Genomic DNA, 23,138 nt, shown 5'->3' with positions numbered 1-23,138 from the left:
TCGCCCACATCCGGCCCGAGTCGCCGGGGAACGGCTTTACGGGCGCACAAAAAGGCGGCGTGGCGGACAGAATTGCGGAAGGTTTGTGCGAAAAGCCGGGCTTTGACTTTCTGCCTTGCCTCTTCCGGCGGCAGCGGTTGCCGCATCGCGGCGAAGGCGGTCTTCTTCACCTGCGGGGCCGCTGCGGTCACCGTGAAAGAAAAGATGTGCGGCAGGGGACATGATGTGGAAGTCCGCCCCCGCCGCACGGGGTGCAACCTGAGTTGCCACTCGAAGATAGTCACCCGCCCCCGGAAAGGGAAGGGTGCCTTCGGCTGGCCTCGAGAGAGGATAATCCATGAACGGGATCAAGGGGATGATGCTGGGCGGCGCGATGGGCATGGCCCTCGCCACCACCGCGCTGGCGCAGGAGGAGACGATCAAGGTCGGCGTCCTGCATTCGCTGTCGGGCACGATGGCGATTTCGGAAACGACGCTGAAAGACACGATGCTGATGCTCATCGAAGAGCAGAACGCCAAGGGCGGGCTGCTGGGCAAGCAGCTTGAGGCGGTCGTGGTGGACCCGGCCTCCGACTGGCCGCTCTTCGCGGAAAAGGCGCGCGAATTGCTGACCGTGTCCAATGTGGATGTGATGTTCGGCTGCTGGACCTCCGTTTCGCGGAAGTCGGTGCTGCCGGTGATCGAAGAATTGAACGGTCTGCTGTTCTATCCGGTGCAGTACGAAGGTGAAGAATCCTCCAAGAACGTGTTCTACACCGGCGCCGCGCCGAACCAGCAGGCCATTCCGGCAACGGACTACTTCCTGGAAGAACTCGGGGTCGAGAAGTTCGCCCTTCTCGGGACGGACTACGTCTATCCGCGGACCACGAACAACATCCTGGAATCCTACCTGATCTCGAAGGGTATTCCGAAGGAAGACATCTTCGTGAACTACACCCCCTTCGGCCATTCCGACTGGTCGAAGATCGTCGCCGATGTCGTGGCGCTTGGCGCGGATGGCAAGAAGGTCGGCGTGATTTCGACCATCAACGGTGATGCCAATATCGGCTTCTACAAGGAACTGGCCGCGGCGGGCGTCTCTGCCGACGAAATCCCGGTCGTTGCCTTCTCTGTCGGTGAAGAGGAACTGTCCGGTCTGGATACCTCGAACCTCGTTGGCCACCTTGCCGCCTGGAACTATTTCCAATCCGCCGACACGCCGGAAAACGCTGCCTTCATCGAAAAGTGGAAGGCCTTCGCCGGCCCGGATCGCGTGACCAACGACCCGATGGAGGCGCATGTGATCGGCTTCAACATGTGGGTGCAGGCTGTCGAAAAGGCCGGGACCACCGATGTCGATGCCGTGCGCGAAGCGATGTATGGCCTTGAAGTGCCGAATCTGACCGGGGGCGTCGCGAAGATGCTGCCGAACCATCACCTGACCAAGCCGGTTCTGATCGGTGAAATCCGGGCAGATGGCCAGTTCGACATCATCAGCCAGACCGAACCCGTCCCGGGCGATGCCTGGACCGACTTCCTGCCGGAATCGGCGGTGCTGGAGGCCGACTGGCAGACCCTCGACTGCGGGATGTACAACACCGAGACGAAGACCTGCGTCCAGATCAAGTCCAACTACTGATCGGGTCGTGACATGCGGGGGGCCGGATGATCCGGCCCCCCCTTTTTCTGCCGCAGGGTGTGATGCGACATTTTCTTCTTTCCCTCGCCACGGCGCTGCTGCTGGCCCTGCCGGGACTGGCGCAGGCGCAAGGCACTGCGACCGATATCCTGAACGAGAATCGATCCCTGGTGGAAAAGCCGACGCGTGCGAAGATCGCGCCCGTGATCGAGGCACTTGCCGCCAGCGGTGATCCGGTCGCCGCCACCGTTCTGGCCGCCTGGGCCGACAAGGGGCTTGGCCTGCGAAAGGCCGACGGCACCTTCTTTCTGATCGAGGCAAGCGGCGATACCTGGCTTCTGCGCGATCTGACAGGCGCGGATGCCGGAACGGCACCCAAATCCGACATTGTCGAACTTCGTCCCAATGCCGGTGTGCGCGGGCTGATCGCCACGGCGCTGGTGCAGTTCACCCTCTCGGACCCTGATCCGGAAACACGGGCCGAGGCGCTGACATCCATCGCGCGCGACCCCGAAGAGGCCCATCTGCAGCCCCTGCGCGCTTCGCTGGCGACAGAGACGGACCCCGTCCTGAAGGCCCAGAAGGAGCGGCTGGAACGCCTGCTGACCCTGCGCTTCGACACCGACAGCGCGGCCCGTGTAGCTGCGATCCAAGGTTTCGGCGCGGATCTCGGCCTCGATCTGCGCGGAGCCCTCAATCCCCTGCTGGCCACATCCCGCATTGCCTTCACCGGTGATCTTCCGGAAGGCAGCAATCTGGCGCGGGACCTTGTCCCCGGGAAGGATCTGTCCGAGGTAGAGGCCTATGACCTCCTTGTCGCCGCGGGCATGGCGCCGGCACGGCTGACCGTTGAAGAGGCGCGGGCGGCCCTTCTGGCCAACATCGTGGATGGTGCCGTCGGCGGTGTGCCGGTCGCGGAACTTGGAACGCAAGAGGCGCGGGACCGTGCCTATACCGCGCTTGAAGTGGCAGGAACCGTGCCGCCGGCTGCGACCGATGCCGAGGTTGCGGCGGCAATCGCGGCGCATCGCTTCGTCGAGGTTTATGAGGAACCCGATCCGGCCGTGACCTCGGCCGCGAAATCGGCGCTGGACGGGATCACCATGAAGGTCGGCGCGATGCAGGCGGCGGACCTTGCGCTGGATGCCGTCTCGCTGGCCTCGATCTACTTCCTTGCGGCGATCGGCCTTGCCATCACCTTCGGCGTCATGCGGGTCATCAACATGGCGCATGGCGAATTCATCATGATGGGCGCCTATACGGGCTATGTGGTCCAGCTCTTCATCACGAACTACACCCTTTCCATCCTGATCGCCCTGCCTCTGGCCTTTGCCGTGACCTTTGCCGCAGGCGTGGCGATGGAGCGGCTGGTGATCCGCCACCTCTACAAGCGCCCGCTTGAGACCCTGCTTGCGACCTTCGGTATCTCCATCGCCTTGCAGCAGATCGCCAAGAACATCTTTGGCACACAGGCCCGTCCCCTGACGGCGCCGGGCTGGCTCGACGGGGCGCTGGTCTTCAATGATGTGGTGTCGATCAGCTATATCCGCATCGCGATCTTCGTTCTGGCCATGGTGTTCCTGCTTTTCTTCCTCTGGCTGATGAAGCGCACGCGTCTTGGTCTGGAGGTGCGGGCCGTGACGCAGAACCCGTCCATGGCTGCCTCCATGGGCATCAACCCTGACCGGATCAACATGCTGACCTTCGGTCTCGGCTCCGGGATCGCGGGGATCGCGGGCGCGGCCATCGGACTCTTCGCCAAGGTCACCTCGGAACTCGGCTCCGATTACATCGTGCAGAGCTTCATGACCGTGGTCGTCGGAGGTGTGGGAAACATCTGGGGCACCCTCGCCGGTGCCGCGTTGATCGGCGCGTTGCAGAAGGGCATCGAATGGCTGAACCCGTCGAACACGCTGGCGGCGCAAACCTACATGATCCTGTTCATCATCCTCTTCATCCAGTTCCGGCCGCGGGGGATCATCGCCCTCAAGGGCCGCGCGGCGGGGGATTGAGCCGATGGCGCTGACACTTTCTGTCCGAGAATATCCCACGGGGGTCCGGGGGTGTGAAACCCCCGGTCCCGCAGATGACCTATGCGCGAGGCTGACATGACGCGCCAGACCTTTGTGGAACGGTCCTTCCTTGCGAAGAACCCCTCCGTCCTGTGGTTCATCCTGATCCTCGCGCTGTTCACGCTGGGCGTGACGGTGCTGTCCGAGGCCTATGGGGTGGCCTTCATCTCCACCTCCTTCGTCAAGACACTGGGCAAGACGCTGTGCCTGTGCCTGGTCGCCCTGGCGATGGACCTGATCTGGGGCTATGCGGGCATCCTGTCCCTTGGCCACATGGCCTTTTTCGCCTTGGGCGGCTACATGCTGGGCATGTGGCTGATATATGCGCGGACCGAGGAGATCGTGGTCGCCGCGCTCGCGCAGGGGGGGCTGCCTGCCACGCCTGAAGAGGTGCGGCAGGGCATTGCCGTGCAGATTTTCGGGGTGGTGGGCGCGTCAGAGTTTCCGCCGATCTGGGCGCTGGCGCATTCCTTCTGGGGGCAGATGTTCCTTGTCGTCGCCGTGCCGGGCGTGCTTGCTCTGGTCTTCGGCTGGCTGGCCTTCAGGTCGCGGGTGACGGGGGTCTATCTTTCGATCCTCACCCAGGCGATGACGCTGGCCCTGGCGCTTTACCTTTTTCAGAACGACAGCGGTTTGCGGGGGAACAACGGGCTTTCGGGGTTGCAGAACCTGCCCGGTCTTTCGGATGTGTCGCAGGATGATCTGTCGATCTGGTTCTTCTGGGCCTCGGCCTTTGCGCTTGGCGCAGGCTACGTGCTGCTGGCCTGGGTGGTGTCGGGCAAGTTCGGGTCGGTCATCCGGGCCATCCGGGATGACGAGCAGCGGGTCCGCTTTCTCGGCTATTCCGTTGAAGGATATAAGCTTTTCGTCTTCACCCTGACGGCGGTGATCGCGGCAATCGCGGGGGCCCTCTACTATCCGCAGGCGGGGATCATCAACCCGGCGGAACTGGCCCCCATTGCGTCGATCTATCTGGCGGTCTGGGTGGCCATCGGGGGGCGCGGGCGGCTTTACGGGGCGGTGATCGGGGCGGCCTTCGTGTCGCTGCTGTCCTCGTGGTTCACCGGGGGGCGGGCGCCGTCCATTCCGCTCGGGTTCTACACGATCAACTGGGTGGACTGGTGGCTGGTGCTGCTGGGGCTGTCCTTCGTGGCGGTGACGCTGTTCGCGCCGAAGGGGATCGGCGGATTGTTCGACCTGTGGCAGGGGCGGCGCGCCCCGGACCGCAAGGGAGCGGCGCTGGGTCCGGATGACAGCTCGTTGCAGGAGAAGGAGGCGCTGAAATGACCGCGCTGCTGGAGGTTTCGGGCGTGTCCGTCACGTTCGACGGGTTCCGCGCCATCAACAACCTGTCCTTTTCCATCGGGGCGCAGGAATTGCGGGCGATCATCGGGCCGAACGGCGCGGGCAAGACGACCTTCATGGACATCGTCACGGGCAAGACGCGGCCGGATACAGGATCGGTAACCTTCGGAGAACGTTCGGTTTCCCTGCTGTCCCTGTCGGAGGCGCAGATCGCGCGGGTGGGTGTGGGGCGCAAGTTCCAGCGTCCGACGGTGTTCGAGGACCAGTCGGTTGCCGAGAACCTGACCATGGCGCTGAAGGCGCAACGGGCGCCGTGGCGGGTGCTGTTCTGGAAGGAAGGGCCCGAGGATCGCGCGAAGGTCGAGGCGCTGGCCGAGGAGGTGGGGCTGGCCGAACATCTGCCGCGCAAGGCCGGAGAGTTGAGCCATGGGCAGAAGCAATGGCTTGAAATCGGTATGCTTTTGGCGCAGGAGCCGCGGCTCTTGCTGGTGGATGAACCGGCGGCGGGCATGACGCTGGCGGAGCGGGAGCATACGACGGCGCTGCTGGTCGAGATGGCCAAGACGCGGGCGGTGGTGGTGGTCGAGCATGACATGGAATTCGTGCGGCGGCTGAACTGCAAGGTGACCGTGCTGCATGAGGGGGCGGTTCTGGCGGAAGGGTCGCTGGATCATGTCACGAAAAATCAACAGGTTATCGAAGTCTATCTGGGGCGCGGGTGATGATCAGGACCGAAGGGCTGACGCTGCATTATGGCGGGTCGCAGATCCTTTACGGCATCGACATGGAGGCCAAGGCGGGTGAAGTGACCTGCGTCATGGGCACGAACGGGGTGGGGAAAACCTCTCTTCTCAAGGCCTTGGCGGGGACGCATCCGCGGTCGGGGGGGAAGGTCTTCCTTGGTGGGGAGGAGGTGCCGAAGGTGCCGCCCCAGGGGATGGCGAAGCGGGGGTTGGCGGTGGTGCCGCAGGGGCGGATGATCTTTCCGTTGCTGACGGTCACGGAGAACATGCAAACCGCCTTTGCCCTGCTGCCGAAGTCCGAACATCGAATTCCCGAAGAAATATATGAGCTTTTCCCGGTACTTAGGGACATGGGCCATCGCCGGGGGGGTGATCTTTCCGGGGGGCAGCAGCAGCAATTGGCGATTGCGCGGGCGATGATCATGAAGCCGCGCGTGCTGCTGCTGGACGAGCCGACGGAGGGCATCCAGCCCAATATCATCCAGCAGATCGGGCGTGTCATTTCCTACCTGCGGGGCAAGGGGGACATGGCTATCATATTGGTGGAACAGTATTTTGACTTCGCCTATGGGCTGGCGGACCGGTTCTATGTGCTCAAGCGCGGGGCGGTTGCGCTGGAGGGGACGAAGGCGGAACTGTCGCAGGACACGCTGCGGGCAACGGTTTCGGTCTAGGGAAAAGGGCGGCGCAACGGCTGTGCCGTATCCTGTGCCGCAAACTGTGCAGCAAACTGTGGCCACGCAGCGCGCGCCGGAACGGGGTTTCGGCAACGCCCGAGGGGGCGAGGGGACCTTGGGACGGCGCACCGGCTGTGCCGTATCCTGTGCCGCAAACTGTGCAGCAATCTGTGGCCACGCAGCGCACGCCGGAACGGGGTTTCGGCAACGCCCGAGGGGGGCGAGGGGACCTTGGGACGGCGCGACGGCTGTGCCGTATCCTGTGCCGCGAACTGTACAGCAAACTGTGGCCACGCAGCGCAGGTCAGGGTGACCCTCTGGCAAGGGGCCGCCGGTCGGGGGCGGGCAGCGCGTGGCAAAGAAAAAGGCCCGTCTGCCGAGGGGCAGACGGGCCTTCATCCATCCGTCGGGACGGATCAGTTGGTCGCTTCGCCTTCGGCCGGCGCAGCCTCGCCTTCGGCAGCGGCCGGAGCGGCCGAGAAGGAGGCGAGGAAGGCGGCCACGTTCGCGGCTTCGGTTTCGTTGGTCAGCTTGAACGACATCTTCGACTTCGCCTTGTCGTCGCCCAGCTTTTCCTTCAGGAACTTCGCCGGGTCGGCGAGATAGACGGCCAGATCGGCCTCGGTCCAGGTATAGCCGCCGGCGCCAAGAGCGACGATCGATTCACCATATTTGAATTCCGGGTAGGTGCCGGCGGCACGACCCACGACGCCGTAGAGGTTCGGCCCGGTCTTCGCGTTGCGGCCAGCCAGCACTTCGCCGGCTTCGTTGGCGACGACGTGGCAGGTCTGGCACTTGTTGAACACCTTGGCGCCCGCTTCGGCATCGCCGGCCGCGAATGCGGGGGCGGCGATGATGGTGGAAAGAACGGCAAGGGCAGTCAGTCTGGTCTTCATGGGGATCCTCCCGGTTTCTTGGCGCAGTCTAATGTGGTTCGCCGCTGCTGTCTGGCAAGTCTTCGTGATGGGGTTGTGAAGTTTTCCGCCTAGGCCACGGCATGTGCCACGGCGCAGCGCTGCCAGAGCGAGGCGAGCGCGGTGACGAGATGATCAATATCCGCATCCGAGTGCAAGGGGCCGGGCGTGATGCGCAGCCGTTCCGTGCCTTTTGGCACCGTCGGATAGTTGATCGGCTGCACATAGATGCCCCAGTCATCCATCAGGATGTTGGAGACCATGCGGCATTTCACCGGATCGCCGATCATCACGGGGATGATGTGGCTGTCATTGGCCATATGCGGGATGCCCGCCCGATCCAGCCGGGCGCGCAGCTTGGCCACATTGGCCTTCTGGGCGCGGCGTTCCTCGTCGGACTGTTTCAGGTGGCGGATCGAGGCGGCGGCGGCGGCGGCCACGGCCGGGGGCAGGGCGGTGGTGAAGATGAAGCCGGAGGCGAAGCTGCGCACGAAATCGCAGAGCGCGGCGGAGCCGGTGATATAGCCGCCGACGCAGCCATAGGCTTTGCCCAGCGTGCCTTCGATCAGGTCGATGCGATGGGCGAGGCCAAGCTCTTCGGTCACGCCGCCGCCATGGGGGCCATACATGCCGACGGCGTGGACTTCGTCGATATAGGAGAGGGCGCCATGGGCTTCGCAGACCTCGACGATTTCGCGGATCGGGGCGATGTCGCCGTCCATGGAATAGACGCTTTCGAAGGCCACGATCTTGGGCCGGTCGCCCACGGCGTGCAGCTTGCGGTCGAGGTCGCGCCAGTCATTATGCCGCCACAGCACCTTGTCGGCGCGGGAATGGCGGATGCCTTCGATCATGGAGGCGTGGTTCTTCTCGTCCGAGAGGATCACCGCATTGGGGATGCGCGCGCCGAGGGTGGAGAGGGCAGCCCAGTTGGAGACATAGCCGGAGGTGAAGAGAAGCGCCGCCTCTTTCCCGTGCAGATCGGCGAGTTCCTGTTCGAGAAGCAGGTGGTGGTGATTGGTGCCCGAGATGTTGCGGGTGCCGCCCGCGCCGGTGCCGCAGGTCTGCACGGCATCGACCATGGCCTTCACCACGGTTTCGTTCTGGCCCATGCCCAGATAGTCGTTCGAGCACCAGACGGTGACATCGCGCACCTTGCCGTCCTTGTGATTGGCGGCACGAGGGAAGGACCCGCAGCGACGTTCAAGATCGGCGAAGACGCGGTAATTGCCTTCGGCCTTGAGCCTGTCGAGCTGGTCCTGGAAGATTGCGTCGAAGTCCATGGGGATCACTTCCTCACTGTCAGTGGCTGGTCGGGTCTTGTGAGGCCCGGTGTCTTGGCTGTGGTCACGTCGGGGCGCTGGGCAGGAAGCATCCAGCGCCAGAGTTTCTCATCGGGGAGCGGCACCACCATGAACCAGTGTTCAAGGAGGGCGAGCAGCGTCAGGGCGGAAAGGAGGGTGTAGCCGATCACCTGACCGTCGGTCTGGGCCGTCCAGAGCCGTTCGAGGAAACAGGCGCTGGCGAAGGAAAGGGCGGTGATCGAGGCCGGGAAGAAAGCGTTCATCGGCGCGCGGCGGAAATGGCTGGAGAGATGCGCGAGGGGGCGCGGCAGGAATTCCGTGTGGATGCGCGGGACGCCGAAGAAGAGGTTCAGCTTGGCCGAGATGCGCGCGAAGAAGAGGATGGCGAAGGTCCAGAGCGCGAAGCGGTTGGTGGCGCCCTCGCTGATCTGGGCGATGACGCCGAGGGTGCCCATGAGGGCCAGTTCGTGCCAGAGGATCGTGCCCACGGCGCGGAGGAAGCGTTCCCAGAGGGGGGCGTAGGGCGGGCAGGGCGTGGTGTTCGGACCTGCGACGATGCCGGAGAGGAAGGCCAGTTCCAGCCAGCCCCAGATCGCCAGCGCCGCGACGAAGGCGGTGAAGGCGCCGGTGGCGGTGCCGTCCTGGAGGGTGTGGCGCAGGGCGACGAAGCCGCCGAGGAGGAGGGGCAGGCCGAGGATCACGCTCCAGAGATGGGCGTCGCGGCCTTCCTGATCGGCGCGCTTGACGCGCCACAGGATGATGCCGGTGGAGAACCACCAGAGGAACAGGGCCGCGACGGCGGCGATCCATGGGGTATTCATGCGCGGCCCCCCCCTTCTGAGGGGGACCGCGCCGGGCGGTGGGACGCGCCCATCCCGCCGCCGCAACCGCCGCTTTCGCAGCGATATGCATGTCTGGGGGTCAAAAGGACGGCTCCAGCCGGACATTGGCCGGGGGCGTCATGTGTTTGACCGGGATCAGGTAGAGGCCCGCGAAGGCGAGCATGGCGCGGGCGGAGGCGGTCTTGTGCCCGATCCAGCCTGCGATGCCCCCCTTGCGCTTGGCGCTGTCCATGTCGCGCATGGCCTGATCCATGCGGCGCAGGCCGGGGATCCAGCGCGGGTGGTCGATGTCCAGTTCCACCGGGAAGACCTGCCGCGCGATGATGGAGGTCTTGCGATAGACCTCCTGGTCATACCAGTCGATATCGACGCCGAGGGCGTTGTGGAAATCGACGCGGGCATGATCGCGCACCCACATGGTGGAGTAGACGGCGGTCAGGAAGAAGCGGATCCAGAGCTTGTTGGCGAAGCTTTGGGTCAGCGCAGGGTCGGTGCGCATGAGGAGCGCGAAGGCCTCGCCGTGGCTGAACTCATCGTTGCACCATTCGCGGAACCATTTGAAGATCGGGTGGAAGCGGTGTTCGGGATGCGCCTCGAGATGCCGGTAGATGGTGATGTAGCGGGCGTAGCCGATCTTTTCCGACAGGTAGGTGGCGTAGTAGATGAATTTGGGGCGGAAGTAGGTGTATTTCTTCGCCTTGGTCAGGAAGCCCAGGTTGACGGCCACCCCCGCCTCGCGCAGGGCGTCGTTGATGAAGCCGGCATGGCGGGCCTCGTCGCGGGACATGTAGCTGAAGAGTTCGCAGATGTCGGGGTTGGTGCCGCGGCGTTTCATTTCCTTGTAGAGCACGCAGCCGGAGAATTCGGCGGTGCAGGAGGAAACGAGGAAGTCGATGAACTCCACCCGCAGGGCGGGGTCCATGCCTTGCCAATCGACCGTGTCCCAATCGGCGTTCTTCTTGAAGTGGCCCTTGTTCGGGTCGGACTTCATCTGTTGCAGGAGCTTGTCCCATTCCGCGCGGACGGGGGTGACGTCGATGCGGTCCATCTCGTCGAAATCGGTGGTGTAGAAGCGCGGGTTGAGGAGCGTCGTCTCGGTCGCCATCGCGGTGGTGTCGAAGGCGTCGGACATTTCGGCGTGCAGCTCGCCATGGGTGGTGTCGTGCTGGTGTTGGGTATGGGCGTTCACAGCGTCACCTCTTCGGAGAAGGAGAATTCGCAAAGCTCCATGAACTCCAGGTCGCCGGTGAGGCGGGTCCATTGGCGTTCGAGCCAGCTTGCGCGGGTGATCGTGGCGGTGCGGTCCTCGATGACGACCTCGCCATAGGCCGCCATGACGGGCGTGCCGTGAACGAGAACCTCGTCACCGGGATGGACCACGGCGCCGTTGTTGAAACGCACATGGGCGTGCAGGCTTTCGAAGCGATGACTCACTTCGACGGTGCAGGGCACCTGTTCTTTCTCGCGTGTCAGAAGTCCCATTTCTTGGTTCCCTTTATTGATCGAGCAGCCGTTCGAACGCGGCTTTGTTATCGGCACCAAAGGCATAGAGTTCGGCGCTCCAGCCCGTTGCGGGGTCTTCGGCGACGAGGCGGCCATTGGCGTAGCGGACGATGTTGATGGGCGGGTTGCCTTCGATCCGGTGGGTCACGCGCTCGCGCGCCATGGCGTTCTGGATCACGGTGATGAAGCCGCCATGCGGCAGGTCCGCAAGTAGCGTGCCGTCGGGGTTGAGCACCTTGACGGCCTGGGCATCGAGGCCCTGAAGGATGATCGCGCGGCTTTCCACGACTTCGGAGGCCTTGGGCTGGCCCACGGTGGGGCGGTCCGAGACGACGGCGGCGGTGGTGATGGCGAGCGTGGTCACCGCCAGCGCGAACATGGCGCGCAGCAGGGCGGTGGGGATCATCTCGGCCTTCTGGTTCCGCAGGGCGGGTTGACGGGTTTGCATGATCGTCCCTTTCACTCTGCGGCCACGGCATCGCCCATCGCCGCGTCGATGCGGCTGATGACGGGCATGGCAAGGCGGGCTTCGGCGGCTTCGGCCAGAAGGCGGGCCACCCGTTCGGCATCGGGGATGCAGCGGAGGGCGGGTTCGGTCTTCTTCAGGCGACCCGGGCGCAGATGCGGCCAGAGCGCGAGGAAGGCGAGGCGGGTTTCGCCCAGCGTTTCCAGCGCGATGGTGCCGGTGCCCTTGGGTTTCAGGTCAAGGCGCGCGGTGGCCACCTGCGCGAAGGGGATATTGTAGGTGACCGACAGGGCGGCGCCGATCTTCATCAGGACGCGGGCCGAGGTGACGGTATAGACCGTCGCGCGGGCCTGCGCCCAGGCGAGCAGCCAGACCACCGCGACGGCGGCCAGCGCGAGGACGACATAGGGCAGTCCGCGCAGCAGGGCGAGGGCCAGGCCGCCATCGGCAAAGCCTGCGCCCGCCTTCCACAGCACGATCAGCGCCATATAGGCGGCGATCCAGCGGATCTTGAACGCCTCACGCGCGAGGGCGGAGGTGTCGGGGCGGCCCTGCCAGAGGACCTCTTCCCCTTTGGGGAGTGGCGCGGGAATGCCGGGGGCCACGTCGAAGGCGAAATCATCATGGTCTGACATGGTGCAGACCCTCCGTAAGCTGGGGTAAGACGGGGCGGCCCGGGCGCAGGCCGCCCCCCTTTGTCATCAGAAGCCGTGCTTGCGCTTGTCGGCGTCGTACATCCAGCCGCCGGCCACGTAGCCCGAGATCTTGTCTTCCTCGAGTTTGGTGACGGTGGTCAGGGACTTGGTCTGCGGGATGCCTGCGAAGCTGTCCGAGGCCAGGGCACGGATGCGGACGCGATCCGGCCAGATGCGGGCGAGCGTCATGGGAACCAGACGCTTGCCGCCCTCGTTCAACTCGATCTCCAGATAGCGGACGAGCTGTTCGGGGGCATCCACCCACATGTCGGAGATGCGGCCCACGACTTCGAGATCCGCCGCCTGAACGGGCAGGCCGCGCGGGTCGCGCCCGGCGCTGATGACGAAGCCCTTGGCCTGTCCCATCGGGACGATCTTGGCATGGCCGTGGCCGTCAAGTTCCGGCTCGTCGCGGCGCGGGACCCAGGAGGCGGGACCGACGCCATCGGCCAGCGGGTTGCCGGTGGGGGCGTGGGGGAAGCCTTCGGAGACGGCGGTACGGGCCAGCGCCAGATCGGTGCGGCGGTGGGCGGCTTCGTTCGCGGCGGAAGGAACCGTCACTTCGCCCTTGCCATGCGGCAGTTTGAAGGTCTTGGGCTTTGGCACCGGGAAGGGGCCCTGGTTCGGGGCGGGCGAGCCGTCCTCCATCTCCAGCGGATAGCCTTCGCGCATGTTTTCGGTTTGCAGATAGTAGATCAGCAGCGCGAAGAAGGCCCAGAAGAGCCAGATCGACAGGCTTGCCAGATCGAAGTTTCCAAAGAAGTTGACACCTACCATGTTCGTGGTCCTCCGGGGTCAGGTTGGGAATTCGGCAAGGCGCAGGCGCGCATCACCGGAAGGGACGTCGTTCGGGTCGTGCAGGGGCCGCAGGCGGACCATCGGGCCGAGGGCGGCAAGCGTTGCGAAAAGCAGCGCGATTTCGAGGTGATAGACGAAGGAATAGCCCAGCGACGGGTCCGAGAGCCCGACGCCGAGGCGGCCCGAGGTGGCAAGGTGGCCCACCACATCGCGGATCGTGCCGCCCATGAAGATGGACAGGCCCTGTGCCGTGGCCTGTGCCGCGCCCCATGCGCCAAGGGCGATGCCAGCCCCGGCGAGGGTGCCGACGGGAAGTTTCATCGCCACGGTGAGGGTGGCGATGGCGAAGAGGCCGCCGCCAAAGCCGATGAGGCCTGCACCGGCGAAGAAGAGCGCGGTGGAATGGAGGGGTGCCGCGAAGATGACGGCGGAGAAGGCGGCGATGCCCGCGAGGATGCCGCGCGCGGCGAGGCGGTAGGGATCGGTTCCGCGCGCCAGCCAGCGGGCGGCGAGGAGGAAGCCGGTCAGCGCGCCAAGGGCCGACATGGCGGTGAGGAAGGTGGTCTGCGAGACGCTGAGCCCCAGGATTTCGCCGCCATAGGGTTCCAGCAGCACGTCCTGCATGTTGAAGCCCAGCGTGCCGAGGACGACGACGACCAGAAGCCGCCCGGCGGTGCCGCCTGCCATCAGATCGGCCCAGGCATCGGTGAAGCGCGGGCGGGGTTCTTCGCGCTCCGCCTTGGTCATCGGGCGGAAGCGTTCCTGTTTCCACAGGGCGATGAGGTTGAGGATCAGCGTGGCAAGGCCGCAGCCCTGCACGACCTTGACGAGGAGGAGCGGTTCGAAGTTCTGCAAGAGCCAGCCGATGGCGAGGGCCGAGATGCCCATGCCGAGGAGATTGGCCACATAGAGCAGCGCCACGACGCGGGGGCGGGTGTCGTCGGAGGCGCGGTCGGAGGCGAGGGCGAGGCCTGCCGTCTGTGTCATGTGCATGCCGAGGCCGGTCATCAGGAAGGCGATGGCGGCGAGGATTTCACCTGCGTAAGGCACTTCGAATGTCCGGTCGCCGGAGAGGACGAGCAGGGCGAAGGGCATGATGGCGAGGCCGCCCATCTGCCAGAGCGAGCCGAACCAGAGATAGGGGACGCGCTTCCACCCAAGGGCAGAGCGGTGGGTATCGGAGCGGTGGCCCAGAAGCGCGCGGAAGGGCGCGACGAGGACGGGAATGGCGATCATCGCGGCGACGATCATGGCCGGAACGCTGAGTTCCACGATCATCACGCGGTTGAGCGTGCCCAGCAGCAGCACCTGTGCCATGCCGACCGAGACCTGGAAGAGCGACAGCCGCAGGAGTTGCGCGAGCGGCAGGCCTTCGGAGGCCACATCCGCGAAGGGCAGCCAGTTGGCGGTGAAGCGTTGCAGGTCTTTCTTGCGGAGGATCATGCGCGATACTCCAGACATTCGGAAATGTAGAAGCCGCGGCTGACGCGTTCGACTTTCGCCACAGTGCCGCCGGTGTGGCGGGCGATGGCGCGCCAGTCCTGCGGGATCATGGTGGGCGAGCGGTCGGCGCGGGGGAAGGCCTTGCCGATGGTGAAGAAGGTCATCAGGAAAGGCGTGCGCGGGGCGACAGTGAAGGTGATGTGGCCCTGCGTCCGGTCGGCCAGCTTGCGCAGGGCCGCCGCGATATCGGGGGTGCGGTAGTAGATCAGGCTGTCCATCGCCATGACGAAGTCGAAATGGCCATGGGCCGGGCTGGTCATGTCGCCTGCCGCGAAGGTGACGCGGGGGCGGAGGTCTTCGGTCAGGCGTTGTTCGGCGATGGCGATGAGCTGGGGCGAGATGTCCACCGCCACGACGTCGGCGCCGCGCGCCGCCAGTTCCGCCGTCATCAGCCCCGTGCCGCAGCCGGCATCCAGCACGCGGGCGCCCTTCAGATCGGCGGGCAGGCGCGACAGCATGATCGCGCGCATCCGGTCGCGGCCTTCGCGGACGGTCTGGCGGATGCGGCTGACGGGGGCGTCAGAGGTCAGGCGCTCCCACACCTTGGTGGCGCTGCGGTCGAAATAGTCTTCGACGCGGGAGAGCGTGGCGGAATAGTCCTGCATTCTCAGTCAAATCCCAGAAGTTCGAAGATTTCGCGGTCGGGCAGCGGGTCGGGGGTCGATCCGGCCCCGGCGACGGAGCGCCAGAGCGTTTCGGCCAGCCGCAGGTATTCGGCGCGGGCGGTGACGATGTCCTGTTCGTCATCCATCTCGAACAGCGTCTTCTTCTTGAGGCGCGAGCGGCGGATGGCGTCGATATCGGGCATATGGGCGAGGCGGTTGAAGCCTACGCGGGCGCAGTAACGGTCCACCTCATCCGTCTCGCGCGAGCGGTTGGCGACGCAGCCGGCGAGTTGCACCTTGTAGTTGCCGGATTTCGCCTGCACGGCGGCGATGATGCGGTTCATCGCGTAGATGCTGTCAAAGTCGTTGGCGGTGACGATCACCGCGCGGTCGGCATGTTGCAGAGGTGCTGCAAAGCCGCCGCAGACCACATCGCCGAGCACGTCGAAGATCACCACATCGGTATCTTCCAGAAGGTGGTGCTGTTTCAGCAGTTTCACCGTCTGGCCCACGACATAGCCGCCGCAGCCGGTGCCGGCGGGCGGTCCACCCGCCTCGACGCATTTCACGCCGTTCCAGCCGGTGGCGACGTAATCCTCGGGGCGCAGTTCCTCGGCGTGGAAATCGACCTCTTTCAGGATGTCGATGACCGTGGGTTGCAGGCGGCCCGTGAGGGTGAAGGTCGAGTCATGCTTCGGGTCGCAGCCGATCTGCAACACGCGCTTGCCCATCACCGAAAAGGCCGCCGACAGGTTCGAGGAGGTGGTCGATTTGCCGATCCCGCCCTTGCCATAGACGGAAAAGACCTTGGCCCCTTCGATCTTCATCGAGGCGTCCTGATGCACCTGCACCGAGCCTTCGCCATCCATGCCTTTCAGCAGGGGAATCTCGTCTCTCGGGCTCATGCGTCGCTTCCCTTCGAATTGGTCTTCATCTGTTCAAAAATATCCCGGGGGTCCGGGGGCAGGCCCCCGGTCCGACGATTGGTCTGGGTGCGCGTCTGGGTCATTCCGCCGCGATCCCTTCCAGTCGATCCTCAAGCTCGTCGGCCGCGCGTTGCAGGGCGGCGAGCGTTTCGGCATCGGGTTGCCAGTAGTTGCGATCCGAGGCCTCGAGCAGGCGCTGGGCCATGCGGGAGGAGGCTTCGGGGTTGAGGGCGGCCAGGCGGCGGCGCATCGCCTCGTCCAGCACGAAGGTTTCCGACAGGCGCTGATAGACCCAGGGGTCCACCTGCGCGGTGGTGGCGGACCAGCCGAAGGTGTTCGATACCTGCGCCTCGATCTGGCGCACGCCTTCGGCACCGTGGCGCAGGAGGCCTTCGAAATACTTGGGGTTCAGACTGCGCGACCGGGTTTCCAGCGCGATCTGATCCTTCAGCGTGCGGACGGTGCCGCCGCCGCGCGTCTGGTCGCCGATATAGATGGGGGTTTCCTGCCCGCCGCGTGCGCGCTTCACGGCGCGGGCGATGCCGCCCAGCGTGTCGAAATACTGGTCAACCGTGGTGACGCCCAGTTCGACAGATTCGAGGTTCTGATAGGCGAGGTCCACATCCTTGAGCGTCTTTTGCAGGAGCGCCGCGTTCTGGACGGGCTTGCCGTTGCGACCATAGGCAAAGGATTTGCGGTTCTCATAGGCGTCGGCCAGTTCGTCTTCCTCGCCGAAGGCCGACGAGCCGACCATGATGTCGACGTTGGACCCATAGGCCCCTTCGGCATTGGAAAAGACGCGTAGCGCGGCGGTTTCCATGTCCACGCCCATCTCTTCGGCATAGGCCAGCGCATGGGCGCGGATGAAGTTCTGGGCAAGCGGTTCCTCGGCCATGGCGGCCTTCCAGGCGGCTTCGGCCAGCATCCGGGTTTGCAGGGGAAGAAGGTCGCGGAAGATGCCGGACAGCGTCATCACCACGTCGATGCGGGGGCGGCCGAGTTCGGCCAGCGGGATGAGGTCGGCACCGCAGAGGCGGCCGTAATGATCGAAGCGGGGCTTTGCCCCCATCAGGGCGAGGGCCTGGGAGAGCGGGCCGCCGTCGGATTTGATGTTGTCCGATCCCCAGAGGACGAGGGCCACGGTGCGCGGCAGGTTCGGGTGAGTGTCGAGCAGGCGCTGGGCCTGTTGCATCCCGTCCTTCAGGGCGAAGGCGGTGGGCATGCGGAACGGGTCGAAGGCATGGATGTTGCGGCCCGTAGGCAGGATGTCGGTGGACCGGATCAGATCGCCGCCCGGCACGGGGCTGGTGAAATGGCCGCCCAGGGCGCGGAGGATGGCGGGAATCTCGGTCTGGGCCTGGAGTTTGGCATCCAGCGCCTCGGCCTCGGCCCCGGTGGCACCGATCAGGTCGATATAGTCGCGCCGTTCCTGCGGCCCCATCGGGCGGCCAAGGACGTGGAGGCCATCGGGGATCAGCGCGCCTTCGGTTTCGAGGAGTTTCACCCAGAGTTGCGCGGGGTCCGTCGGATCAAGGTCCACGGCGCGGGCCTGTTCGACGATCAGTTCCCACAGGTCCGCGCGATCCGGCGCGTCATCTGCCGCCGCGCGCCAGCGGGAGAGGGAATCCTTCAGGTCCTGCAACCCCTTGTAGAGACCCGACTGGGCGAGGGGCGGGGTCAGGTGGGTGATCGTCACCGCGTTGGAGCGGCGCTTGGCCAGCGTCGCCTCGGACGGGTTGTTGGAGGCGTAGAGATAGACATTCGGCATGTTGCCGATCAGGCGGTCGGGCCAGCAGGTTTCGGACACGCCCGCCTGCTTGCCCGGCAGGAATTCCAGCGCGCCATGCATGCCGAAATGCAGCAGGACATCCGCGCCGAAATCGTCGCGCAGCCAGCGGTAGAAGGTCATCATCGCATGGGTCGGCGCGAAGCCCTTTTCGAAGAGAAGGCGCATCGGATCGCCCTCATAGCCAAAGACGGGCTGGAGGCCGATGAAGACCTTGCCGAATTGCGCGCCAAGGACCATGACTCCGCGCCCGTCGGTTTGCAGGCGGCCGGGGGCGGGGCCCCAGACGCGCTCGACATCCGAGAGCCAGCGGGTTTTGGCCACGACTTCGGCGGCGGGGATGATGGTGTGGACATTGGCCGGTTGGCCATAGATCCGGGCCGAGCCGCCCATGACTGCCTCGCGCAGGTCATCCAGCGAGGCGGGGGGCGTGAGGTCATAGCCTTCGGCGGCCATGGCGTGCAGCGTGTTGAACAGGCTTTCGAAGACGCCGAGATAGGCGGCGGTGCCTGCGGCGCCCGCATTCGGCGGGAAACCGTAGAGGACGACGGCGACCTTGCGCTCTGCCACTTGCGACCGGCGCAGGGCGGCGAGGCGGGCGGTCTTGTCGGCCAGCGCCTCGATCCGTTCAAAGCAGGGGGCCATGGCGCGGGTGGCGATGGCCTCTTCGCTGGCGGGGCGGCATTTCTTGAAACAGCCCGCGCAGCCGTTCAGATCGTGGCGGCCGGCGAAGACGGTGGGATTGGTCGCGCCGTCAATCTCGGGCAGCGCGATGAGCATGGTGGTTTCGACCGGGCCGAGGCCGCCGCCCGAGGCGCCCCATTGGCCGAGCGTCTGGAATTCCAGCGGATGGGCGGCGATGTAGGGGACGTCGAGTGCCTCCAGCGCCGCGACGGCGGCGGGGCTGTCGTTATAGGCGGGGCCGCCGACGAGGGAGAAGCCGGTGAGCGAGACCATGGCATCGGTCCGGCCCTTGAAGAAGGACTCGATCGCGGGGCGGCCGTCGAGACCGCCGGCGAAGGCGGGCAGGACGGCGATGCCCTTCGCCTCGAAGGCCCGGATCACCGCGTCGTAATGGGCGGTATCGGAGGCGAGGACATAGGAGCGGAGCATGAGGAGCCCCACGGTCGAGACCGCTCCCACGGGGCGGGGGAGGTCCGCCGGGTTCGTGGTGATGCGCGCAGGAATATCCGGGTGGTAGAGGCCCACATCCGGATAATCGACCGGGGGTTTGGCCGAAACCGCGTTCCATTTGCGGTTGGCCGAGTAGCGCGAGACGAGGTAGCGGATCATCTCTTCGATGTTGTCGTCGGACCCGCCCAGCCAGTATTGCATGGACAGGAACCAGGCGCGCAGGTCCTGCGCCTTGCCGGGCAGGAAGCGGAGGATCTTGGGCAGGCGGCGCAGCATCTTCATCTGCTTTTCGCCGGACGATCCCGAAGGCGCGCCGGAGCCGCGGAGTTTCTTGAGCAGTTGCATGGCCGCCGAGGCGGGCTTGGCCATGTCGAGATCGCCCATCTTCGTCATCTTGACGATCTGCGGATCGGCGATGACGCCGACGAAGGCATCGAGCCCGTCGCGCACGGCACGCAGGTCTTCGATGACGGCGGTGATGTGTTCTTCGATGAAGAGCAGGTTCGCCACCACGATGTCGGCGGCGCGGATCGCGGCCTTGGCACGGGCGAGGGCGGCGGGGTTTTCGGCCCATTCGGCGGCGGCGTGGATCGAGACCTCGATGCCGGGGAAATCCTTGACCAGCGCCGGGGCCACGCGGGCGGCGGGGCCTGCGGCATGGGCGTCCAGCGTGACGATGACGAAGCGATAGGTGCCGTCGCCCCTGGCGGGGACGGGCATCAAGTCCGGCGATGTGTAGCGATCATCGCGCATAATGGGCCTTGGCTTCGTAAAGGGTGCCGACGCTGATCCTGGTCACGCCCCGGTCGGCGGCGTATTTCTCGGTGTTGCGCTTGGCCTTGCCGCGCACGAAGAAGGGGATCTTCTTCAATTCGCGTTCGGCATCGGGGAGCCAGACCACCTCGCCCGAGGGCGTAACGACGGGGATTTCCCTCGCCTCGCCCATGTCTTCATCTGTTTTCAAATATCCCACGGGGGTCTGGGGGTGTGAAACCCCCAGTTCCTCGGCTTCCACCCGCGAGACGGCCTTTGCCCCGTGATGGCTGGCGCCGGCATCGTCGTGGAATTCGAAATCTTCGCGGAACATGGTCAGAAGGTGTTCTTCCAGCCCCATGACGAGCGGATGGATCCAGGTGTCGAAGATCACATTCGCGCCTTCGAAGCCCATCTGGGGGCTGTAGCGGGCGGGGAAGTCCTGCACATGGACGGGGGAGGAGATGACGGCGCAGGGGATGCCCAGACGCTTGCCGATATGGCGTTCCATCTGCGTGCCGAGGATAAGTTCGGGTTGCAGGCGGGCGATTTCGGCCTCCACCTCCAGATAGTCGTCGGTGATGAGGGGTTCGACGCCATAGGCCTTGGCGGCGGCGCGCAGGGGACGGGCGAATTCGCGGTTGAAGCAGCCCATGCCGACCACTTCGAAGCCGATCTCGGTGGCGGCGATGCGGGCGGCGGCCATGACATGGGTGGCGTCGCCGAAGATATAGACGCGCTTGCCGGTGAGGTAGGTCGAATCCACGCTGGCCGACCACCAGGGCAGGCGCAGGCCGGATTCATCCACTTTCGCAGATATGCCCGTTATCCCGCTGACTTCATGCAGGAAATCGCGCGTCGCGCCGACGCCGATGGGAACGACCTTGGTATAGGGCTGGCCGCAGGCGCGTTCGAGGTGGCGGGCGGCGGTTTCGCCGGTTTCGGGATAGAGCAGGACGTTGAAATGCGCCTGACCCATGCGGGCGATATCGGCCGGGGTGGACCCCATCGGGGCGGCGACGTTGACGGCGATGCCCATCAGACCCAGTAGCCTTGTCACCTCGGCCACGTCGTCGCGGTGGCGGAAGCCGAGCGCGGTTGCGCCGAGGAGGTTGCAGGTAATGGCATCCGTCCGGGGCATCGGTTTGGCCAGGGCCTTGACGATCTGGAAGAAGGTTTCGTCCGCGCCGAAATTCTCTTTCCGCTGGTAGGAGGGCAGGTCCAGCGGGATCACCGGGATGGGCAGACCCAGCGCCTCGGCCAGACCGCCCGGATCGTCCTGGATCAGTTCGGCGGTGCAGGAGGCGCCAACGATCATCGCCTGCGGCTGGAAGCGGGCATAGGCGTCGCGGGCCGAATCCTTGAAGAGGTTCGCCGTGTCGCCGCCGAGGTCGCGGGCCTGGAAGGTGGTGAAGGTGACCGGCGGGCGGTGGTTCCTGCGTTCGATCATGGTGAACAGGAGGTCGGCATAGGTGTCGCCTTGCGGGGCGTGCAGCACGTAATGCAGCCCCTTCATGCCGGTCGCCACGCGCATGGCCCCCACATGGGGCGGGCCTTCATAGGTCCAGAGGGTGAGTTTCATTCGGCGGCCTCCTTGTTCAGGAGGGCGCGGCGGCGCAGGGGGCGCGAGAAGAGCCCCGCCAGATCACCGGCCTGTTCGTAGAAATGGACCGGCGTGAAAACCAGTTCGATGGCCCATTTGGTGGAGAAGCCTTCAGCCTCCAGCGGGTTGGCGAGGCCGAGGCCGCAGACCGTCAGGTCGGGCCGGGCGGCCCGCTGACGGTCAAGCTGCTTTTCGACATCCTGACCTTCGGAGATGACCGGGCCTTGCGGCAAAAGGTCGAGGTCGGGGCCGACGAGGCCTTCGTGCAGGTAGGGGGTGCCGACCTCGATCGCCGTCATGCCGCATTCGCGGGTGAGGAAGCGGGCGAGGGGAATTTCCAACTGGCTGTCGGGGAAGAAGAAGACCGACTTGCCGCGAAGTTCCTGCGACTGGGTGGCGATGGCCTTGAGCGCGCGGGCACGGGGGGCGGCGGTGACCTGTTCGAAGAGGTCGCGCGACACGCCGAATTCATCGGCGATGGCGCGCAGCCAGGCGGTGGTGCCTTCCTCGCCGAAGGGGAAGGGGGCGGCGAGGTGCCGCGCGCCGCGCCGGGTGAGGGCGGCATGGGTGTCGCCGAGGAAGGGTTGGACGAGGGCGAAGACGGTGTTTGCACCGACGGCGGGCAGGTCGCCCGCGCGGCGGGCGGGCAGCATACGGACAGGGCCGATGCCCATGGCCGTCAGGAGCGAGAGGCACTGGTCTTCCACCACATCGGGCATGGCGCCCACGATCAGGAGTTCGCGCGCCGTGCTGGCGGGCAGGGTGGGGACCATGGCCGCGAGGCAGGCATCTTCACCCTGGGTGAAGGTCGTCTCGATGCCGGAGCCGGAATAGTTGTAAACGCGGACATGGGGCGAATGGACGGAGGACAGCCGTTCGGCGGCGCGGGCGAGATCGAGCTTGATGACCTCGGACGGGCAGGAGCCGACGAGGAAGAGCTGCTTGATGTCGGGGCGGCGAGCGAGGAGGCGGGCCACTTCGCGGTCAAGTTCGGCATTGGCGTCAGCGAGACCGGCGAGATCCTTTTCTTCGAGGATCGCGGTACCGAAGCGGGGTTCGGCGAAGATCATCACGCCGGCGGCGGCTTGCAGGAGGTGCGCGCAGGTGCGGCTGCCCACCACGAGGAAGAAGGCATCCTGCATCTTGCGGTGCAGCCAGATGATTCCCGTCAGGCCGCAGAAGACCTCGCGCTGTCCGCGTTCCTTGAGGACGGGGGTGGAGCGGCAGCCGGTGGAGGGGAGATCGAGGCTCATGCGACCACCTCGGCCATGGTGCGGTTTTCCTCGATCGCCTCGGCCTCGGCATCCAGCCGCGCCATGCGCAGTTTCCAGAGGAACTGGCCCGCGTTGATGACGTAGGTGGCATAGGCGGCGAGGGCGAGGAGCATCAGTTCCGTGGGGGTCAGCGCGCCGGTCCAGAGCGCCCAGAGATAGGCGGTGTGGAGCGCGATGACGGCGAAGGAGAAGACGTCTTCCCAGAAGAAGGCGGGGGCGAAAAGGTACTGGCCGAAAACGACTTTCTCCCAGATCGCGCCGGTCACCATGATAACGTAGAGAAAGCCGGTCTTGACGATGATCGAGACGGTGGCGGCGGTGTAGCCGTCACCCGTCATCAGGAAGCGGACCACCAGCACGACGGAGACGGCGAAGGCGACGAACTGGGCAGGTGCCAGGAGGCCCTGGACGAGGGTCCAGCGGGTGGCATCGCGCCGGGCGCGTTCTTCTTCCGTGTAGAGCCGCTTGCGCGGTGTTCTGGCTGTTCCGGGGTGCATCGGTAGACGCCGCTCCTTTCGTCTCCTCGCTGTGAAAGGTTAGCGTGGAGGGTCGAAGTGTCAACTAAAACTTACATACATCGCCTGCCTTGCCGAGTCGATGCGGCTTTCGGGTTTCAT

20 protein-coding genes are annotated in these 23,138 nt (G+C 65.4%); 5 read left to right on the top strand and 15 right to left on the bottom strand.

What is annotated here, in order from left to right:
* Positions 1-337 precede the first annotated feature (337 nt).
* From urtA to urtE, 5 genes are all read left to right on the top strand, one after another.
* A complete protein-coding gene (gene urtA / locus C0V75_RS10810; protein WP_101920953.1) occupies positions 338-1,618 on the top strand; it encodes an urea ABC transporter substrate-binding protein in 1,281 nt (426 codons plus the stop codon).
* Positions 1,619-1,680: 62 nt separating this feature from the next.
* Complete coding sequence (gene urtB, locus C0V75_RS10805) at positions 1,681-3,630, top strand: urea ABC transporter permease subunit UrtB (RefSeq protein ID WP_101921284.1); 1,950 nt, start codon at positions 1,681-1,683, stop codon at positions 3,628-3,630.
* 114 nt (positions 3,631-3,744) lie between these two features.
* On the top strand, positions 3,745-4,977 hold the full coding sequence (gene urtC, locus C0V75_RS10800) for an urea ABC transporter permease subunit UrtC (RefSeq protein WP_101921283.1): 1,233 nt from the start codon (positions 3,745-3,747) through the stop codon (positions 4,975-4,977).
* Positions 4,974-5,717, top strand: coding sequence for an urea ABC transporter ATP-binding protein UrtD (urtD, locus tag C0V75_RS10795; protein ID WP_101920952.1), 744 nt, complete (start codon positions 4,974-4,976; stop codon positions 5,715-5,717). Before urtC ends, urtD begins: the two co-directional genes overlap by 4 nt.
* Positions 5,717-6,412: an urea ABC transporter ATP-binding subunit UrtE gene (gene urtE / locus C0V75_RS10790; RefSeq protein ID WP_173861065.1), complete on the top strand. Its 696-nt coding sequence runs from the start codon at positions 5,717-5,719 to the stop codon at positions 6,410-6,412. The genes urtD and urtE overlap by 1 nt, the downstream gene beginning before the upstream one ends.
* A 419-nt stretch (positions 6,413-6,831) precedes the next feature.
* Here urtE and C0V75_RS10785 read toward each other — a convergent pair whose 3' ends face one another.
* The 15 genes from C0V75_RS10785 to bchF form a co-directional block, all read right to left on the bottom strand.
* Complete coding sequence (locus C0V75_RS10785; protein WP_101920950.1) at positions 6,832-7,311, bottom strand: cytochrome c family protein; 480 nt, start codon at positions 7,309-7,311, stop codon at positions 6,832-6,834.
* Between the two features lie 89 nt (positions 7,312-7,400).
* Positions 7,401-8,612, bottom strand: coding sequence for a 5-aminolevulinate synthase (gene hemA, locus C0V75_RS10780; protein WP_101920949.1), 1,212 nt, complete (start codon positions 8,610-8,612; stop codon positions 7,401-7,403).
* 5 nt (positions 8,613-8,617) lie between these two features.
* A complete protein-coding gene (gene puhE / locus C0V75_RS10775) occupies positions 8,618-9,454 on the bottom strand; it encodes a putative photosynthetic complex assembly protein PuhE (protein ID WP_101920948.1) in 837 nt (278 codons plus the stop codon).
* Between the two features lie 100 nt (positions 9,455-9,554).
* A complete protein-coding gene (gene acsF / locus C0V75_RS10770; RefSeq protein ID WP_101921282.1) occupies positions 9,555-10,607 on the bottom strand; it encodes a magnesium-protoporphyrin IX monomethyl ester (oxidative) cyclase in 1,053 nt (350 codons plus the stop codon).
* A 53-nt stretch (positions 10,608-10,660) separates the two neighbouring features.
* Positions 10,661-10,957, bottom strand: coding sequence for a hypothetical protein (locus C0V75_RS10765; protein ID WP_101920947.1), 297 nt, complete (start codon positions 10,955-10,957; stop codon positions 10,661-10,663).
* A gap of 13 nt (positions 10,958-10,970) precedes the next feature.
* Entirely contained in the window at positions 10,971-11,426 is a 456-nt protein-coding gene (gene puhC / locus C0V75_RS10760; protein WP_101920946.1) for a photosynthetic complex assembly protein PuhC, read from the bottom strand.
* A gap of 11 nt (positions 11,427-11,437) precedes the next feature.
* A complete protein-coding gene (gene puhB / locus C0V75_RS10755) occupies positions 11,438-12,079 on the bottom strand; it encodes a photosynthetic complex putative assembly protein PuhB (protein ID WP_101920945.1) in 642 nt (213 codons plus the stop codon).
* Positions 12,080-12,145: 66 nt separating this feature from the next.
* Positions 12,146-12,916 (bottom strand): photosynthetic reaction center subunit H, encoded by a 771-nt coding sequence (gene puhA, locus C0V75_RS10750; protein WP_101920944.1) that lies wholly within the window; start codon positions 12,914-12,916, stop codon positions 12,146-12,148.
* A gap of 18 nt (positions 12,917-12,934) precedes the next feature.
* Positions 12,935-14,380, bottom strand: a complete 1,446-nt coding sequence (locus C0V75_RS10745) for a PucC family protein (protein WP_101920943.1) — start codon at positions 14,378-14,380, stop codon at positions 12,935-12,937.
* Positions 14,377-15,045: a magnesium protoporphyrin IX methyltransferase gene (gene bchM / locus C0V75_RS10740; RefSeq protein WP_101920942.1), complete on the bottom strand. Its 669-nt coding sequence runs from the start codon at positions 15,043-15,045 to the stop codon at positions 14,377-14,379. The genes C0V75_RS10745 and bchM overlap by 4 nt, the downstream gene beginning before the upstream one ends.
* Before the next feature lie 2 nt (positions 15,046-15,047).
* On the bottom strand, positions 15,048-15,950 hold the full coding sequence (bchL, locus tag C0V75_RS10735; protein WP_101920941.1) for a ferredoxin:protochlorophyllide reductase (ATP-dependent) iron-sulfur ATP-binding protein: 903 nt from the start codon (positions 15,948-15,950) through the stop codon (positions 15,048-15,050).
* A 100-nt stretch (positions 15,951-16,050) separates the two neighbouring features.
* Positions 16,051-19,644, bottom strand: coding sequence for a magnesium chelatase subunit H (locus tag C0V75_RS10730; protein WP_371410678.1), 3,594 nt, complete (start codon positions 19,642-19,644; stop codon positions 16,051-16,053).
* Complete coding sequence (gene bchB / locus C0V75_RS10725; protein WP_101920940.1) at positions 19,634-21,226, bottom strand: ferredoxin:protochlorophyllide reductase (ATP-dependent) subunit B; 1,593 nt, start codon at positions 21,224-21,226, stop codon at positions 19,634-19,636. The genes C0V75_RS10730 and bchB overlap by 11 nt, the downstream gene beginning before the upstream one ends.
* Positions 21,223-22,500, bottom strand: coding sequence for a ferredoxin:protochlorophyllide reductase (ATP-dependent) subunit N (locus tag C0V75_RS10720; RefSeq protein ID WP_101920939.1), 1,278 nt, complete (start codon positions 22,498-22,500; stop codon positions 21,223-21,225). Before C0V75_RS10720 ends, bchB begins: the two co-directional genes overlap by 4 nt.
* On the bottom strand, positions 22,497-23,018 hold the full coding sequence (bchF, locus tag C0V75_RS10715; protein WP_101920938.1) for a 2-vinyl bacteriochlorophyllide hydratase: 522 nt from the start codon (positions 23,016-23,018) through the stop codon (positions 22,497-22,499). Before bchF ends, C0V75_RS10720 begins: the two co-directional genes overlap by 4 nt.
* Positions 23,019-23,138: the final 120 nt, after the last annotated feature.

The sequence above is a fragment of the Tabrizicola sp. TH137 genome (assembly GCF_002855575.1).
In the GTDB taxonomy this organism is placed as follows: domain Bacteria; phylum Pseudomonadota; class Alphaproteobacteria; order Rhodobacterales; family Rhodobacteraceae; genus Paragemmobacter.
Note: the sequence above shows the minus strand (reverse complement) of the source record. Positions and strands in the feature narration are given on the sequence as shown.